The sequence below is a fragment of the Candidatus Doolittlea endobia genome (assembly GCF_900039485.1).
Lineage (GTDB): Bacteria > Pseudomonadota > Gammaproteobacteria > Enterobacterales > Enterobacteriaceae > Doolittlea > Doolittlea endobia.
This window is the reverse complement of sequence record NZ_LN999833.1, coordinates 419,457-434,748: the sequence shown is the minus strand read 5'-3', so window position 1 is coordinate 434,748 and position 15,292 is coordinate 419,457. Positions and strand designations below refer to the sequence as shown.

The following is a 15,292-nucleotide window of genomic DNA, read 5'->3' as shown; positions in this document are numbered from 1 at the left end:
ACAGCGCTGGGTATGGTTTACCCCGCCGGCGTGCAACAAGCACGGGTCTCGGAGACGCTCTGCGCCCGTGCGGGCGTTTTGAAGGCAGGAAAAGGCAACGATGGCGAAATCAGATTACTATGAGATTTTGGGCGTTTCCCGGGATGCGGAAGAGCGTGAAATCAAAAAGGCCTATAAACGCTTAGCAATGAAATTCCACCCAGATCGGAACCCAGGAAATACTGAAGCCGAAGCGAAATTCAAAGAAATTAAGGAAGCCTGTGAAGTACTGACTGACCCGAAAAAGCGCGCCGCTTACGATCAGTGTGGTCATGCGGCATTTGAACAGGGCAGCAGCGGTTTCAGCGGAGGAACTAACGGCGCAGATTTTAGTGATATTTTTGGTGATGTATTTGGCGATATTTTTGGAAGCAACCGGCGTCAGCGCACCAACCGGGGCACGGATTTACGCTACAACATGGAGCTTTCACTTGAGGAAGCAGTGCGTGGGGTAACACGCACAATCCGCGTTCCAACACTTGAAGAGTGCGATACTTGCCATGGCAGCGGCGTAAAGCCAGGAACATCGGCAGTCAACTGTCCGACATGCCATGGCCAGGGTCAGGTTCAGATGCGTCAAGGTTTCTTCGCAGTTCAACAGACCTGTCCTACTTGTCATGGACAGGGTAAAATCATAAAAAATCCCTGCATAAAGTGCCAGGGCCATGGTCAAGTAGAAAATTATAAAACGCTATCGGTGAAAATTCCATCCGGCGTGGATACTGGAGATCGTATCCGGTTGTCGGGCGAAGCGACCGCAGGAGATCTCTATGTGCAGGTGCAGGTACGAAAACATCCTATCTTTGAACGTGAAGAAAACAATTTATGTTGTGAAGTGCCGATCAACTTTGCTACGGCGGCATTGGGCGGTGAGCTTGAAGTGCCAACACTCGATGGTCGAATAAAACTGAAAGTGCCGGCGGAAACTCAAACCGGGAAACTTTTTCGCATGCGCGGCAAAGGCGTAAAATCAGTACGCGGCGGATCGCAAGGGGATCTTTTATGTCGGATGGTGGTGGAAACGCCAGTGAAACTTAATGAGCGTCAGAAACAGCTTCTACGGGAGCTAGAAAGGAGTTTTGTAGGGCCGAGCGGCGATAAGAACAGCCCGCGCTCGAAAAGATTTCTCGACGGAGTAAAAAAATTCTTCGACGATTTAACCCATTAGTCAACACGATTTTATAAATGTTTACGGTATTGACGATATATGTGCCGCACTATTTTAGGTAGATATCATCGAAAATGTAAAGCTAAAAAAATGAGTCTTTACTGATGTGTGTAGACAGAAAATACATGCATAGATGCTACAAAAAAAATTATCGTGGTCTTGTTCTCTTAAAGAGAACTTCGGAAAAATATCCTCAATTGGCGGTATAAAGCGCGTTTTAGACAAACGCTACCCCTTGCTCGATAAGTACCGCGCCTTTGCAGCGCAGGCTAGTAAAGGCCTGAAGGCTACAAGACAAGCTTAAGGAGCTATACGGAGCGTATAGCGTTGGATAGATCAGCGCACAGGTTTGCTTTGTCGCGACGGACGCTAGCTGGAAATCAATAGCATCGCTGAATTACAGACATATGGGAGAAAATACCAATAACATAATGGTGGATAACGGCTATGTACATCGACCAGCGTGGTGTGCTGGAATAGTGGGTGCGCGCTGTTCCAGCAATGACATCAATATTTATCTCGCTTTAAAAAGTTGGTATGCATCTTATGATGCACAAGAGACTGTTTTGCCCGCTTCGCAGAGATACTGCAAACATTAAGCTTCATTTAACCAGCAATCTGCTTTAGTGTAATTCTTTACAATGTACTAGAGCAAGCCTAAACCATAATACTTGTGCGGTATCTCTGCATCCAGAGAATCATGCATTTTATAGACTGGTGTATATTTCGATAAAATTCGCTCTACTGGCTCCTGCTACCAATTATGGTATAATCATCGGGTTTAACCACCGAGTCTGCCGATTACGGTGGCGTAGTTCAATTTCCAGGAAATGTCAGTGCTCTTACCTGCTTCTCATCCATATAATAAAAGGTATGCCAGTGAACGTCCACACCCTTCTTTCAGAAAGAATTCATCAGGCGCTAGTGGCTGCAGGCGCGCCCGCCGATTTCGACGCGCAAGTGCGTCAATCGACAAAGGCTCAGTTCGGCGACTATCAAGTTAATGGCATCATAGCGATTGCTAAAGAATTAGGTCTTCCGCCTCGCAATCTAGCGGAAAATGTCGTTGGTTTTCTGCAATTGGACGGCATCGCTTCTAAAGTCAACATTGCGGGGCCCGGTTTTATCAACATTTTTCTTGAAGCGAGTTGGTTAGCAAAACATCTTTTCACGGCTCTTTCCTCTCCACGACTAGGCATTGTAAGCGTAGCGCCGCAAACCATCGTGGTAGATTATTCTTCGCCTAACGTCGCCAAAGAAATGCATGTCGGTCACGTACGTTCAACAATCATCGGTGATGCTTCGGTGCGCACGTTGTCATTTTTGGGTCACAAGGTTATTCGGGCCAATCATATTGGTGACTGGGGAACACAATTTGGTATGTTAATTGCCTATTTACAAAAAGTACAGAACAGTGATAAAGCGGAAATGCAACTTTCAAACCTAGAAAGCTTCTACCGCGCCGCTAAACGGCATTACGACGAGGATCCAGCGTTTGCCGAGCGTGCCCGAAACTATGTGGTGAAGTTACATGACGGGGATGAGTATTGTCGACACATGTGGCGAAAAATGGTAGATATCACCATGACAAAGAATCAGAAAATCTATGATCGGCTTAACGTAACGTTAACGCATGCGGACGTCATGGGGGAGGGATTGTACAACGATATGCTGCCCAATATCGTAGCGGATTTAAAAGCAAAAGGGCTGGCAGTGGAAAGCAAAGGCGCCACCGTGGTGTTTCTCGATGAATTCAAAAATAAAGCAGGTAAGCCCATGGGTGTAATCATCCAGAAAAAAGACGGCGCTTACCTATATGCTACTACTGATATCGCCTGCGCCAAATACCGTTATGAGACGCTGAAGGCAGATCGGATTATCTACTATATCGATTCACGTCAGCATCAGCACTTGATGCAGGTTTGGACTATTGTACGCAAGGCTGGCTATGTTCCTGAATCTGTTCCACTTGAACATCATATGTTCGGAATGATGTTAGGCAAAGACGGTAAACCGTTTAAAACCCGCGCCGGCGGTACTATTGAATTAACGGAGTTGCTGGATGAAGCACTGGAACGCGCACGCCATCTAGTTGCTTCTAAAAACCCCACTATGGACGCTGAGGAATTAGCAAAACTAGCACAGGTTGTAGGGATCGGTGCTGTAAAATACGCCGATTTATCGAAAAACCGTACAACTGATTATGTTTTTAACTGGGAAAATATGTTAAGTTTTGAGGGCAACACTGCGCCTTATATTCAATATGCTTATACCCGCATCACCTCGATTTTCAAACGTAGCGGTCAGAGTGAGCATCAGCTCACCAACGACATTTATCTAGAAGCAAAACAAGAAATCCAGCTGGCAGTTCGTTTGTTACAGCTGGAGGAAGCCATTGAGATCGTGGCACGAGATGGCACACCGCATGTTCTTTGTTCCTATTTGTACAATTTGGCCGTCTTGTTCTCCGTTTTTTATGAACACTGCCCTATCTTGAACGCTGAAAGTATGGCGAAACGTCAAAGTCGCTTACAATTGGCACTGCTTACTGCACGTACGCTAAAACAAGGTTTAGATCTACTGGGCATTCAAACCGTGGAACGGATGTAGTTAACGCTCAATATTTGAAAGTAGGTGCTGTCGTCAAAAACATAAGTAAAGTTGTGCTCAGATTTAAGAGTCACGCGACAAAAAGAACAAATTAATGTGTGTCTTTGATTTTTAATTATAGATTTCAGAATTGGATAAATCGATCGCAGCTAAGCGCCATCTGCGCCAGCTTTCCAAGGCTACTCACCTCAAAGCCTGGCTGAAAATTTTCTCCATTAAGCTTAAGCAGTGACGCATGTAAGGAGTCAATTACGCCACGACGCAGGGCAGCAGCAACACAAACATACATCGCTACCTGATGTTGCTGTGCTAGCTCGTGCCAGGCACGTACTAAATCCACTTCATCGCTGGAGGGTGAAGTCAAGCGGTTGGCGTTATGTACGCCGTCTTGGTAAAAAAACACCGTACCTAGACGGTGACCGCACGCCAGCAACGCACGGGAGAACTGCAGCGCGCTACTAGCGCGCTGATTGCCATAAGCCGGTCCTGTGACCATCAGACAATAGTCCAAAGCCATTTTCCCCTGCTAACGAAATCACTGTTCTTAAACTGATGGATATGCACCGTGTGCTTAAAAGCTAGCTTGCCTGCATCAATATGAAAACGAAACAAGATGCACACATAAGAACAATACCGACCGTATCTGTAAATCTGCAAGATAGCACTTACTGGGTTCTTATGAACTAGGTGTCAGTCTAGCAAATCCAGTAAATACTGTTCGTGTATTTGATAAAAATTTTTATTATTTTGAGGTCTGACTAGTGTCGCGTTTGCCGGTGCGAGCGAATGATTTATGTAATGTTCCACAGATTTGATATCTGAAGATGTAGTTACATTTAACATGACCATTTATATCTTCTATGTGTTAGATTTTTAAGAATCTGTACCCATATATCTTATTTCCTAACGATAAAATCGACAGTGAGTATTTTTCCGTAGTTATCAAATGCAAGTTTCTCCGAAAGCCCTGTTATTAGATTTCAAAACATTTGAAAAAGATATTTGAAACACATTTACTTTTTTACTAAGCAGTAAAGATAAGACTCTTATCCAACCGCGATCAAAAACGTCCATCAATAATGTGATAACAAAATTACTCTTATTGCGCTAAATGATGCCGTAAATTTATCGGGCGAATGAAACTCAACATTTTTAAAATGTGATAACCCTCTGTACGTTCAGCGTAAACTGTTTAGTCATGTGATAAAGCGCCAACCATGCTTATTTTTATATCTCCGAAAGTAAAAGAATAACCCAACTCATGCACGCATTTGTAGTGCATGAGATATACAGGTATCTATTGTAAATATGAGATGCTTATGCTTATTTATAATTAGAAGCTTTGCTGTAGCAAAGTCTATTTCCGCAATTTTTGGATTGGCACATGGCTTAGCGAAGTGGAAAGCAGTAACGAGCAGATCAGCGCGATGGTGGATTAAGTCATTAACAACTTCGCTCATTATAACTGGCCGCGATTAAACAGCTTAAAGCGAACCGATAACGAGTATTTAAGGACTACAGTCAAAATACCGTGTCGGTGTAATAAAGCTAATCCTTCTATTTTATCACTTTATTGCGATGATACTCCATAAGATATGCAGTTTTCTTTTATTTATTTTTGTTTAATACTAGCAGTAACTTAATTTATCGATTTTCTACCTTTTTATCGTTATAACAAAACATAGACTAGACGATTGTCGATCTAACATAGAATTATGTTAAATGTAGGGATATAATAGGAGTATTGAGCATTAGCCTCTCAATACTGTTCCAATTTATTTACACTGCATGACATATGCCAGGAAACCCTTAACACGATTCGTGCTTGTTGCTATGCAACTAATACTGATTCTGATAAAGAACTAATCTTTCTGCGCGATTTTCTTTTTTAAAGTACTCTATTCCGTTCGATCATCATGTTGCTCAATAAGTCATCACTTGAATTTTAGAGACACAGATTGGTACTGTTAAAATGCTATAAAACAAGGCACAATAGTAACCTCAAAAAAAAGGAGAGGTGCCAGAGCGGCTGAACGGGACGGTCTCGAAAACCGTTAAGGGAGCAATCCCTTCCAGGGTTCAAATCCCTGTCTCTCCGCCATTTCCGTGACTTAGACTTGCTGATGTGTTATATACATCTTTGATAATTTTGTCATGTTGTGTCTCATTTTCCGCTTTTGTTTTTAAAAAGCAAATGCCCTTGTTGTATGAAGCCGATTGGTAATAAAGATAATTTGGTATTAGAAGCTGAAAATATTTCAGCTTCGTTTTTGCTATTTAAGGCGCAACAAGATCACATTACACGAGTATAGGATCATCTAGCTACCAAATCAGCATTTTGCGTATTATGGCATCGCGTAAAGATAGCATATGAGCTATGACTATATGGCTAACCACTTACAGTAGGTAACAGTTGGTCGAAACAGACGGACCAATCCGTCGGTGAAGCCAATGGTAGCTGTCTGATCCATCTGACGATGCCGGCGAAACAGTACGAAAAGTTACATCCATGATCAGGGATAAGATGCAAGATATATGCAAATTCCCTACTAACCCCAAAGGGACCATAGGCCACTGTGCCTTGTATCAGTGCGTAGCTGCATTGGTGGATAATCCTCACACCCTCATGCTCACGACTAAGAGACACGTAAGTCATCGCTGGACAATGCAGCCGTATGCGGATACTTCGCACAGCAGATTGAACGGTTTTTACCGGCTGCATACAGCTTCACAATATGCCCAACGCTGGTAACCGATAATCTTCGATTGCGATCTGAATTCACTTATCTCTATCTGGATAATAACAGGGGCAAAACGCCAACGCTGGCCAAAAACCAATGACAGTCAGCTAATGATATTGAGCCATGTAACAAGACAATAACGCGAGCATCAAATCCAGGATAATCATGGTTTTCTGTCGTCTGAGAGAAAACGCCAGCATCTCGCTGAGCATATTTCTGACGAAAATAGCGATAGTCATCCTTATCACAGACATAGGCGTGTTAATTTGTCTTAGTCTCCCGAGCACGGCGATAGAATGTTTATTGCCTATGTCACCGAGCTCAAACATATAGTTAAGCATCGTCTGAATGAACGCATAGACAGCGCACTATGCCGACAAGTAATACTGATGCGGTAACAGATATTTATGCAGGTCTAGAGACTATTATTTTGGATGCGCGCCAAGACGAGAATTTTACAGGCTCGATGCATCACTTCTAGCTTTTTTTGACTTTGATAAGTTGTATCTTATTCAACCAAAGCCGCCAGACGATCAATGTCGTGATCAATGTTGGCAACGGCTGACGCGCTTCTCGACTCAAACGGCGGCCGGCAAATTTCAGCGGTTACCAGATAGCAACTTTTATAAAAAATTACTATCGAACCTAGCTACAACTGGCTAACTAATAATATTCAGTGAACTGCTTGAGTACATCGGAGCAACTGTATGTATTGTTGTGAGCAACATATCGCATGCGTCGACCGTTATGTGCAGTTTTCTGTGTGCTTACTTGCAGATCAAGTAGCATAAAAGAAAACGACAAGACAACACCCTAACCTTGTAGCATCTGTGTATTGCTCACCGAAAATATGAGTAAGAGTTCGTTGTCTTAAAAGATAGGAGTGTAGTTACATTTAAGACACATAAAACTGCACCATGCCCTAGTATAGGGAATGAGTGAGTTAATCAAACCTAAAGTGTATAGCCATCTTTTTATTAGTTACAGATCTTAAGATAGATTTGTTTTTCTGCTATCGATCGTGCATGAATTATGACTTAGCTAACACAGGTTTGCTGGATTCAGGCTTTTGTAATTATCTATCATCACATCACAAAGGAAACTGCTGTTGCTAAAAACATGGCGTATTGTTTTAGCTTAAACTCACGCAAGAGCGTTGTCATTTCATATAGGCAATAGCGTTCGCAAAAACGGCCTGCTTCTTTGCGCTTTCTACCGAAAGAAAGTTCATTTTCCAGTTCCTTTATTAAATGCAGCGACTAGTCAGTCGTTATTTTTGTATCACCTTTACCAATAGTGCTCGCTAGTCATATGACCCGGCTTGCGCTTGAAATGTTTCTGCATGCCGCGGGTATCTTTTAACAACTTCTGCGTATCGTGCACCATTTTCGGGTTACCGCATAACATAACGTGACTGTTTGCTTTTTCTAACTTGACACCTACTGCCGCTTCCAGCGAACCATCGGCGATAAGGGTGGGCACCCGGCCGGTGAGCGACCCGAGGGCTTTTTCTCGGCTTATCACCGTTTGGCAGCGAAGCTTTCCCCTAAAGCGTTGCTGAAGATCCAGTAACTGTGATAAATAGCTTAAATCCCGAGAAAAGCGCACTGCGTGCACCAGAACGATCTTGTTAAAACGCACTAATCCTTCGCCTTGTTCAAGAATTGATAAATAGGGGCCTAACGCGGTCCCCGTCGCTAACATCCATAAATTGTCACAAGGCGGGATCTCATCCAACACAAAGACACCAGCCGCTTCTTTGCTTACCATTAGATTATCGCCGGGCTGTAGCCTATGTAGCAACGAACTGATTTTTCCTTCCGGCACTGTGACCAGATAAAATTCAAGATTATTATTTTTTGGCGCATTGACGTAAGAATAGGCGCGCTGAATATTTTTTCCGTTGATCTCCAGTCTTATCTTAGCAAATTGTCCGGCAGTAAATGGGGCGATAGGAGCATGGATAATAAGACTAAAGAGACTGTCAGTCCAATGCTTTACTTGCACCACGTTACCAGCTACCCATTTAACCATAATATTTAACTCCTTTTGATCCTAGCGCTTGTTCTTCACAACATGCATTTATCCTAGTGCTATTACAGCGGCTGAAATTATCTTTCAGGGCGCATCGGTATGCAGAGTACAGTCCATATCCCTTATCTTTAAATAATTCATTATTGACTAATTTTATCAACGCATCCAGTCCGCAGCCTAAAACGGTTCTTCATAAAAAAATTTACCCCGTCCGTTTACGAGACATTAGAGACTGTTGTCATAAGAACAAAAATATCGAAAATAGTATACTTAAATCAAAATTTTTGATCAGAATTATACTAGCATGATGAGTAATTTAATCACACTTAAGGTGTTCTGCTACCTTTTGCATTTGTTTTTCCTAAAAAGGGCAATCAATGCCTGTCTTTAACTCATAAAGACAGTTACGATAACGGATAATACAGAACGTCACTAGTCTTAAAGTTAAGTCAAGCTGTATTTGAATATGTGATATGTTGCCTGTCGGAGAGCATATAACCGCATAAGACCGTAAGGTGCTTGTGAACGCAAAACGTCAAACAACTGCTACGAGTAAAAATTTGAGAATAAAGGTGGTAAGCGTGCCAAAAAAAACATATGCCGTCAGGTATATCGCTGGCCGGCCAGTTGAGCATATTTTTCCACCTTTTGCCTCTAGGCAATCAGGTCAAGAGTTCCCGTCGGGAAAAGCTCTTCCAAGCTTGCGTATTTTGAGAGTGATGGTATGGAATATTTTCAAACAGCAGCGCGCCAATTGGCTATCTGCTTTGAAAGAATTTAGTAAAGAAGCCAAACTCGTCTTGCTACAGGAAGCGCAAACGACTCCTGAATTGGTCCGATTTGCAACTTCTCATTACTTATCGACAGATCAGGTTCCTGCATTAATTTTCCCACAGCATTCATCTGGAGTCATGACTTTATCCGCGGTTCATCCTGTCTACTGTTGTCCTCTTCGTAAACGCGAACCATTGTTACGGTTAGCTAAATCGGCTCTTGTTACCGTATATCCAATCTATAATGGCCAATTACTAATGGTGGTCAATGTTCATGCGGTGAATTTCAGTCTTGGTATTGATGTATATAGTAAGCAATTAGATTCTATCGGAGAACAAATCTATAATCATGGCGGTCCGGTTATTATGGCAGGGGACTTTAATGCCTGGAGCCGACAGCGTATGTTAGCACTTTACCGTTTTTCAGAACGAATGGGCTTAGACGAAGTGAGATTTATCAACGATCAGCGTCGACGGGCGTTTGGCCGTCCGCTAGATTTTGTTTTTTACCGCGATATGAACGTCTGCGAAGCGTCTGTGTTAGTTACCGAAGCTTCGGATCATAATCCCTTGCTCGTCGAGTTTGAATCTGCCTCTCCGTCTCGGGCGCCACTCTGTGGAACAGAAGATCGTCGGTATCGATACTTACGCTCTCAGCGTATGAATGCCTATATTCCAATACTATCGAAGGATATAGAAGGTGGAATGGAATGTAAAAAGTAGACGTTATAGCGTTTGCTGGAAACGATCAACACTACCTTGAGTAGTGTTGATTTAAAGAACAACGCAAAACTAAGTTCCGGTAACAAATTGTTCACAATTTATTTTATAATAAAGCCGTATTAGATGATAGAGTACATTATGTAATGTGCCCGTATCGAACCATTTGCTTCGCAAATTAGTGTTACACTTTTATTAGCAAAATTACACACGACTCTAGATCTGTGCGTTTATTCAAATAGCTCTAGGTTGCAGATAGAGTCCCCCTTATGACAATCATACTGATTGTCGTGATCGTCATATTAGACTTGATAATAGCTTAAGATAATGCCGGTACCAATCCCATGCTGCATTCTATGAGCGGAATTTCGCTTGATCTGGCGAATTGAGTAAATATTTTTAATGCGGTCGCAGTGAACAGATCTCTTGAAATATCAAATTAGTTCTTGGTTATCTTGTAAAGAAAAATTCTTACTAATTCGTATAGCTTTATTCATAATATCCAGCATATAAGTCTCATGTGAGGAAAAGCAATGGCTTTTCTCAAATGCTTTGATACGCAGCAAACTGAACACTTTTCCTAAGTACAAAGCACTCTAAAAAACCCGTAACGGATCCGTGAATGAGCGAACTAACCATGATAAACCTAGCTTGCAACAATTTTGCAATATCCTCAATTTTATTTGAGTCTTCAGTATGACGTAATAGAAAGTATTACCCTGATTAAACTTAGAACAGGCGTGATACTTGTACCAGTTGATGGCAGTTTCTAGTCGCGATCAATTCTGTAAAGCATCAGTCGACACGCCGATGATGTCAGTTCTGCAATCAACGCCCGTGTTTTGATGGTAAACAGTCGTTATTCTGCTTGCTTGCTAACTTTAGCAATAAATGTCTTAAAAAGAATTAGTTCTATTCGTTCATGCAGAAAAATCTGTTGTTTATACTGCGCAGCAAGACACCGATCACTCTGTCCTCGCAGGCCAATGACACGATACAGGATCATCACCGTGTCCTTTGAGCCCGAAATGGTGGTAAGCATGCACGGTGGCGATGCGTCCACGCGATGTGCGTTGGATAAAGCCTTGCTGAATTAAAAAAGGCTCCAGTACATCCTCTATTGTCTCTCGCTCTTCGCCGATCGCCGTTGCCAAATTATCCAGCCCGACTGGTCCACCGACAAATTTATCAATAATAGCCAGCATAAGTTTACGATCCATAAAATCGCACCCTTCAGTATCGATATGCAACATGTTTAGTGCGTTTACTGCCACATCGTCAGTGATGAGGCCTGCAGCTTGCACTTCGGCGAAATCACGGACCCGACGTAGCAAACGGTTGGCGATGCGAGGCGTTCCTCGCGCCCGACGGGCGATCTCCCGTGCGCCACCCTCAGTAATATTTAGCGCCAAACGGGCGGCGTTGTGGCTGACGATATGCTGCAAATCCCCCGTCTGATAAAACTCTAGTCTCTGCACAATGCCAAAGCGATCACGCAGCGGCGGTGTCAACGAGCCAGCACGAGTAGTAGCACCCACCAACGTAAAGGGCGGTAGCTCAATCTTGATTGAGCGGGCAGCCGGCCCTTCGCCTATCATAATATCTAGTTTGTAGTCTTCCATGGCTGGATATAGCACTTCTTCCACCATCGGTGATAGTCGGTGGATTTCATCGATAAATAAAACGTCATAAGGCTCAAGATTAGTTAGCATGGCCGCTAGATCGCCAGCTTTTTCCAGCACTGGACCCGAGGTAGTGCGCAAATTAACACCCATCTCATTAGAAACAATATTCGCCAGCGTAGTTTTACCCAACCCAGGCGGTCCAGCAATCAACAGATGATCGAGTGCATCACCACGCATTTTCGCCGCCTGAATAAAAACCTTCATTTGCTCGCATACGTGCGGCTGACCAATGTAGTCTTTCAGTTTTTTCGGTCGAATAGCACGGTCAATGACCTCTTCTTCAGTCACCGCAATGGCACTACTCATCAGTCGATTTGCTTCTATCATCCTTTACCTCACGGTGCGGCACGCAGCGCGTCACGGATTAGAATTTTACAATCAGCGCTGGCGTTAGTTACTTTACTGATCATCCGGCTTGCTTCTTGTGGCTTATAACCCAGCGCCACTAAAGCAGCTACTGCTTCGCTTTCAGGATCGTCAGACATGGCCGGCGCAGCCGAAAGTATCTCTTCCGCGTCCTGTGATACGCTGGACAGACCCCTGAGCCTATTTTTCATTTCTACCATCAGTCGTTCCGCAGTTTTTTTACCAACGCCAGGCAATTTCATTAGAGTGTTGATTTCTTGACGTTTCACATCGCTAAAAAACTGTTGCGCTGACATGCCAGATAAAATTGTCAGTGCTAGTTTTGGTCCGACTCCATTGACTTTAATAAGCTCGAGAAATAGGACGCGTTCCTCCTTATGAATAAAGCCAAACAACAACTGAGCATCCTCACGTACTAAACAATGGGTAAAAATGATCGCTTCTTGGCCAGTTTCCGGCAAGACATAGAAACAGGTCATCGGCATAAAAACCTCATATCCTATACCATGAGTCTCCAATAGCACCTGCGGTGGCTTCTTTTCTAAAATAATACCTCTGAGACGTCCGATCACCTTAACCTTCCATTATCCCTCAGGTAGTTCTTATGACGATTATCTTTATAACATGATTAAGGCTGGATGGATATCCAGCCTTAAGACTAACACGCTAATACTAACCGCTAACGCAAACGCCCGCGAACTAGATTGAGCACACCTTTTCCTATGCGTGAAGCACTTTGGTTAATATGGCAATGGGTAATGGCAATAGCCAACGCATCAGCGGCATCCGGCGGCGGGTTAGCCGGCAACATTAAAAGAGTGCGCACCATATGTTGCACCTGAGATTTTTTCGCTGCACCATCGCCTACTACTGTTTGTTTAACCTGCCGCGTCGCATATTTAAACACTGACAGATCTAGATTCATCGCTGCCACAATAGCCACGCCTTGCGCCTGTCCCAGTTTTAACGCCGAGTCCGCGTTCTTAGCCATAAAAACTTGCTCTATCGCCAGGCAATCTGGCTGAAACTGTATAATGATTTTGCTGACACCGGAATAAATCAGTTTTAGCCGCGCGGGAAAATCGTCGATTTTGCTTTGGATACAGCCGCTTCCTAGGTAAGTCAGTTTGCACCCTTCCTGCTGTATGACACCATATCCGGTCATGCGAGAACCGGGGTCGATGCCTAGAATCATAGTCATACCTTACACAGCCAAGCAGATGAAATAAGGCGGGAATGCGGTCATTGCAGGGTTTCCGCTACCTCGTCGGAGATCTCTCCGTTGTGGTAGACGTCCTGCACATCATCAAAGTCTTCTAGCATGTCGATAAGACGTAGTAATTTCGGTGCAGTCTTGGCGTCCAGGTCGGTTCGGGTTGATGGTACCATCGTCACCTCTGACGTTTCCGGCGTCAACTTAGCTGTTTCCAGCGCGTTCCTTACATCGTAAAATGTTTCAGGCGTGGTATATACGTCAATTGCTCCATCATCATAAGTGATAATGTCATCGGCACCGGCATCAAGGGCCACATCCATGATCGTGTCTTCGTTCAGACCCGGCGCAAAGGAGATAATCCCTCGTTTGGTGAACAAATATGATACAGAGCCGTCGGCGCCCAAGTTTCCACCGGTTTTATTAAAGGCGTGTCGTACTTCAGAAACGGTACGATTGCGATTATCGCTTAAACATTTCACTATGATCGCGGTACCTCCAGGGCCGTATCCCTCGTAAATGATAGTTTCCATTTGTGCATCATCATCATTTCCTACGCCGCGGGCGATAGCGCGGTTTAAAGTGTCGCGCGTCATGTTACTGCCTAATGCCTTATCTACCGCCGCACGTAAACGAGGATTTGAGTCAATATCCCCCCCACCTAAACGGGAAGCGGTGACCAGCTCGCGGATGATTTTAGTAAAGATCTTCCCACGCTTGGAATCCTGTGCAGCTTTGCGATGCTTAGTATTGGCCCACTTGCTATGACCTGCCATATTTCTCTCCGAAAGAAGCCTTTCAAGCCGGATGAATAACGAAATTGCTCGCTTATTTTAGCGACTGTCGTCACAAGATGAAAACATCGATAATACATTTAAGATCTAGATGCAGAACTATACCAGCATGATGCGCAATTTAATATAATCTAAAGTCTAGAATACAATTACTCATATTTGCTAATAGCTATGTAAAACATGGTTTTTTAAAAAAACGTTTGTTCAAGTAGTGGCATTCAAGTTAAGCCACGTTATCCAACTCAAAGAGTATATTTTGTTTATTAAATAGTCAGTTCAGTTCAATAAGACCTTGTAAACAATTAACTAATGTCTATAATGCATTGACGATATCTTTTAAATCTTCAGAAAAGATCTTTTTTTTCGCGCAATGCCGCAAAAATGCGCCATTCCTCGCCAGGAGAAGGATGAATACTTAATTGATTGTGTAAATCAACGTCATGACAACGTAAGAAAAGATTAATTTGTCGCTCTAAATACAGTTTTGTCAACAGACTTGGTTTTTTGCAACTGTAACTCTTTAATTTTACGCTGATAATCAGCGATAATGTTATCTCGTGGTAGCAAGGCAGCAGCAAAGTTTAAATTACTTAAAGTGTACTCATGCGCGGCACAAATAAGAGTATCTGACGGAAGCTGATTGATCTTCTGAAAAGACTGATACATGTGCTTGGTGGTACCCTCAAAGAGGCGGCCGCAACCGGCGGGAAAAATCGTGTCTCCGCAAAAAAAGCCAGGGTGCGCTATAAAATCCGATATGACCTAGCGTATGACCAGGTAACGCCATTATGCTAAAGGTATAGTTTAATAATGTTAGCTTATCACCTTCGTTAACTATTTTCGTAGCCCCTTTAAAACAGGTTTCTGCTGGGCCATAGATAGGCACTGGGAAATGCTGCAGCAACTCCCTAACGCCGCCAATATGGTCTTGGTGATGATGAGTTAATAAAATAGCAACAGGGGTTAGACGGTTGGCGGCTGATACCTGCAATACTGGTGTTGCAGCACCAGGATCGACTATTAAGCACCGCCTATCATTATTGTGTAAACCCAAATGTAATTATCCACTAATGCGGGAATACTAATAAGATTCATCGTAATCTCGTTATTTTTAGCTGTCATAAAATGTGAAGATGTGATATTCTTTAT

General features: G+C 43.3%; 9 protein-coding genes, 1 tRNA gene and 1 pseudogene. 4 read left to right on the top strand and 7 right to left on the bottom strand.

Annotated elements, in window-relative coordinates:
- Positions 1-100: 100 nt before the first annotated feature.
- Entirely contained in the window at positions 101-1,207 is a 1,107-nt protein-coding gene (gene dnaJ / locus A4A68_RS01570) for a molecular chaperone DnaJ (RefSeq protein WP_067565804.1), read from the top strand.
- A gap of 879 nt (positions 1,208-2,086) precedes the next feature.
- Positions 2,087-3,817 (top strand): arginine--tRNA ligase, encoded by a 1,731-nt coding sequence (gene argS / locus A4A68_RS01565; RefSeq protein ID WP_067566548.1) that lies wholly within the window; start codon positions 2,087-2,089, stop codon positions 3,815-3,817.
- Between the two features lie 124 nt (positions 3,818-3,941).
- Here argS and tusD read toward each other — a convergent pair whose 3' ends face one another.
- Positions 3,942-4,334, bottom strand: a complete 393-nt coding sequence (gene tusD / locus A4A68_RS01560; protein ID WP_067565800.1) for a sulfurtransferase complex subunit TusD — start codon at positions 4,332-4,334, stop codon at positions 3,942-3,944.
- Between the two features lie 1,494 nt (positions 4,335-5,828).
- Between tusD and A4A68_RS01550 the strand changes: the two genes are divergently transcribed.
- Positions 5,829-5,918 (top strand) — tRNA-Ser (locus A4A68_RS01550).
- Between the two features lie 1,927 nt (positions 5,919-7,845).
- On the opposite strand, the gene fpr is transcribed toward A4A68_RS01550, so the two are convergent.
- Positions 7,846-8,592, bottom strand: coding sequence for a ferredoxin--NADP(+) reductase (fpr, locus tag A4A68_RS01540; RefSeq protein WP_067565795.1), 747 nt, complete (start codon positions 8,590-8,592; stop codon positions 7,846-7,848).
- A 581-nt stretch (positions 8,593-9,173) separates the two neighbouring features.
- Between fpr and A4A68_RS01535 the strand changes: the two genes are divergently transcribed.
- On the top strand, positions 9,174-10,088 hold the full coding sequence (locus tag A4A68_RS01535) for an endonuclease/exonuclease/phosphatase family protein (RefSeq protein ID WP_082800150.1): 915 nt from the start codon (positions 9,174-9,176) through the stop codon (positions 10,086-10,088).
- A 962-nt stretch (positions 10,089-11,050) separates the two neighbouring features.
- On the opposite strand, the gene ruvB is transcribed toward A4A68_RS01535, so the two are convergent.
- The 5 genes and pseudogenes from ruvB to gloB form a co-directional block, all read right to left on the bottom strand.
- Positions 11,051-12,097 (bottom strand): Holliday junction branch migration DNA helicase RuvB, encoded by a 1,047-nt coding sequence (gene ruvB / locus A4A68_RS01530; protein ID WP_067565792.1) that lies wholly within the window; start codon positions 12,095-12,097, stop codon positions 11,051-11,053.
- 8 nt (positions 12,098-12,105) lie between these two features.
- Positions 12,106-12,708, bottom strand: coding sequence for a Holliday junction branch migration protein RuvA (ruvA, locus tag A4A68_RS01525; RefSeq protein ID WP_067565789.1), 603 nt, complete (start codon positions 12,706-12,708; stop codon positions 12,106-12,108).
- A 107-nt stretch (positions 12,709-12,815) separates the two neighbouring features.
- Positions 12,816-13,337 (bottom strand): crossover junction endodeoxyribonuclease RuvC, encoded by a 522-nt coding sequence (gene ruvC / locus A4A68_RS01520; RefSeq protein ID WP_067565787.1) that lies wholly within the window; start codon positions 13,335-13,337, stop codon positions 12,816-12,818.
- A gap of 41 nt (positions 13,338-13,378) precedes the next feature.
- Positions 13,379-14,125, bottom strand: coding sequence for a YebC/PmpR family DNA-binding transcriptional regulator (locus A4A68_RS01515; protein ID WP_067565784.1), 747 nt, complete (start codon positions 14,123-14,125; stop codon positions 13,379-13,381).
- Between the two features lie 362 nt (positions 14,126-14,487).
- Positions 14,488-15,238 (bottom strand): annotated as a pseudogene (gene gloB / locus A4A68_RS01510) (hydroxyacylglutathione hydrolase).
- Positions 15,239-15,292 lie beyond the last annotated feature (54 nt).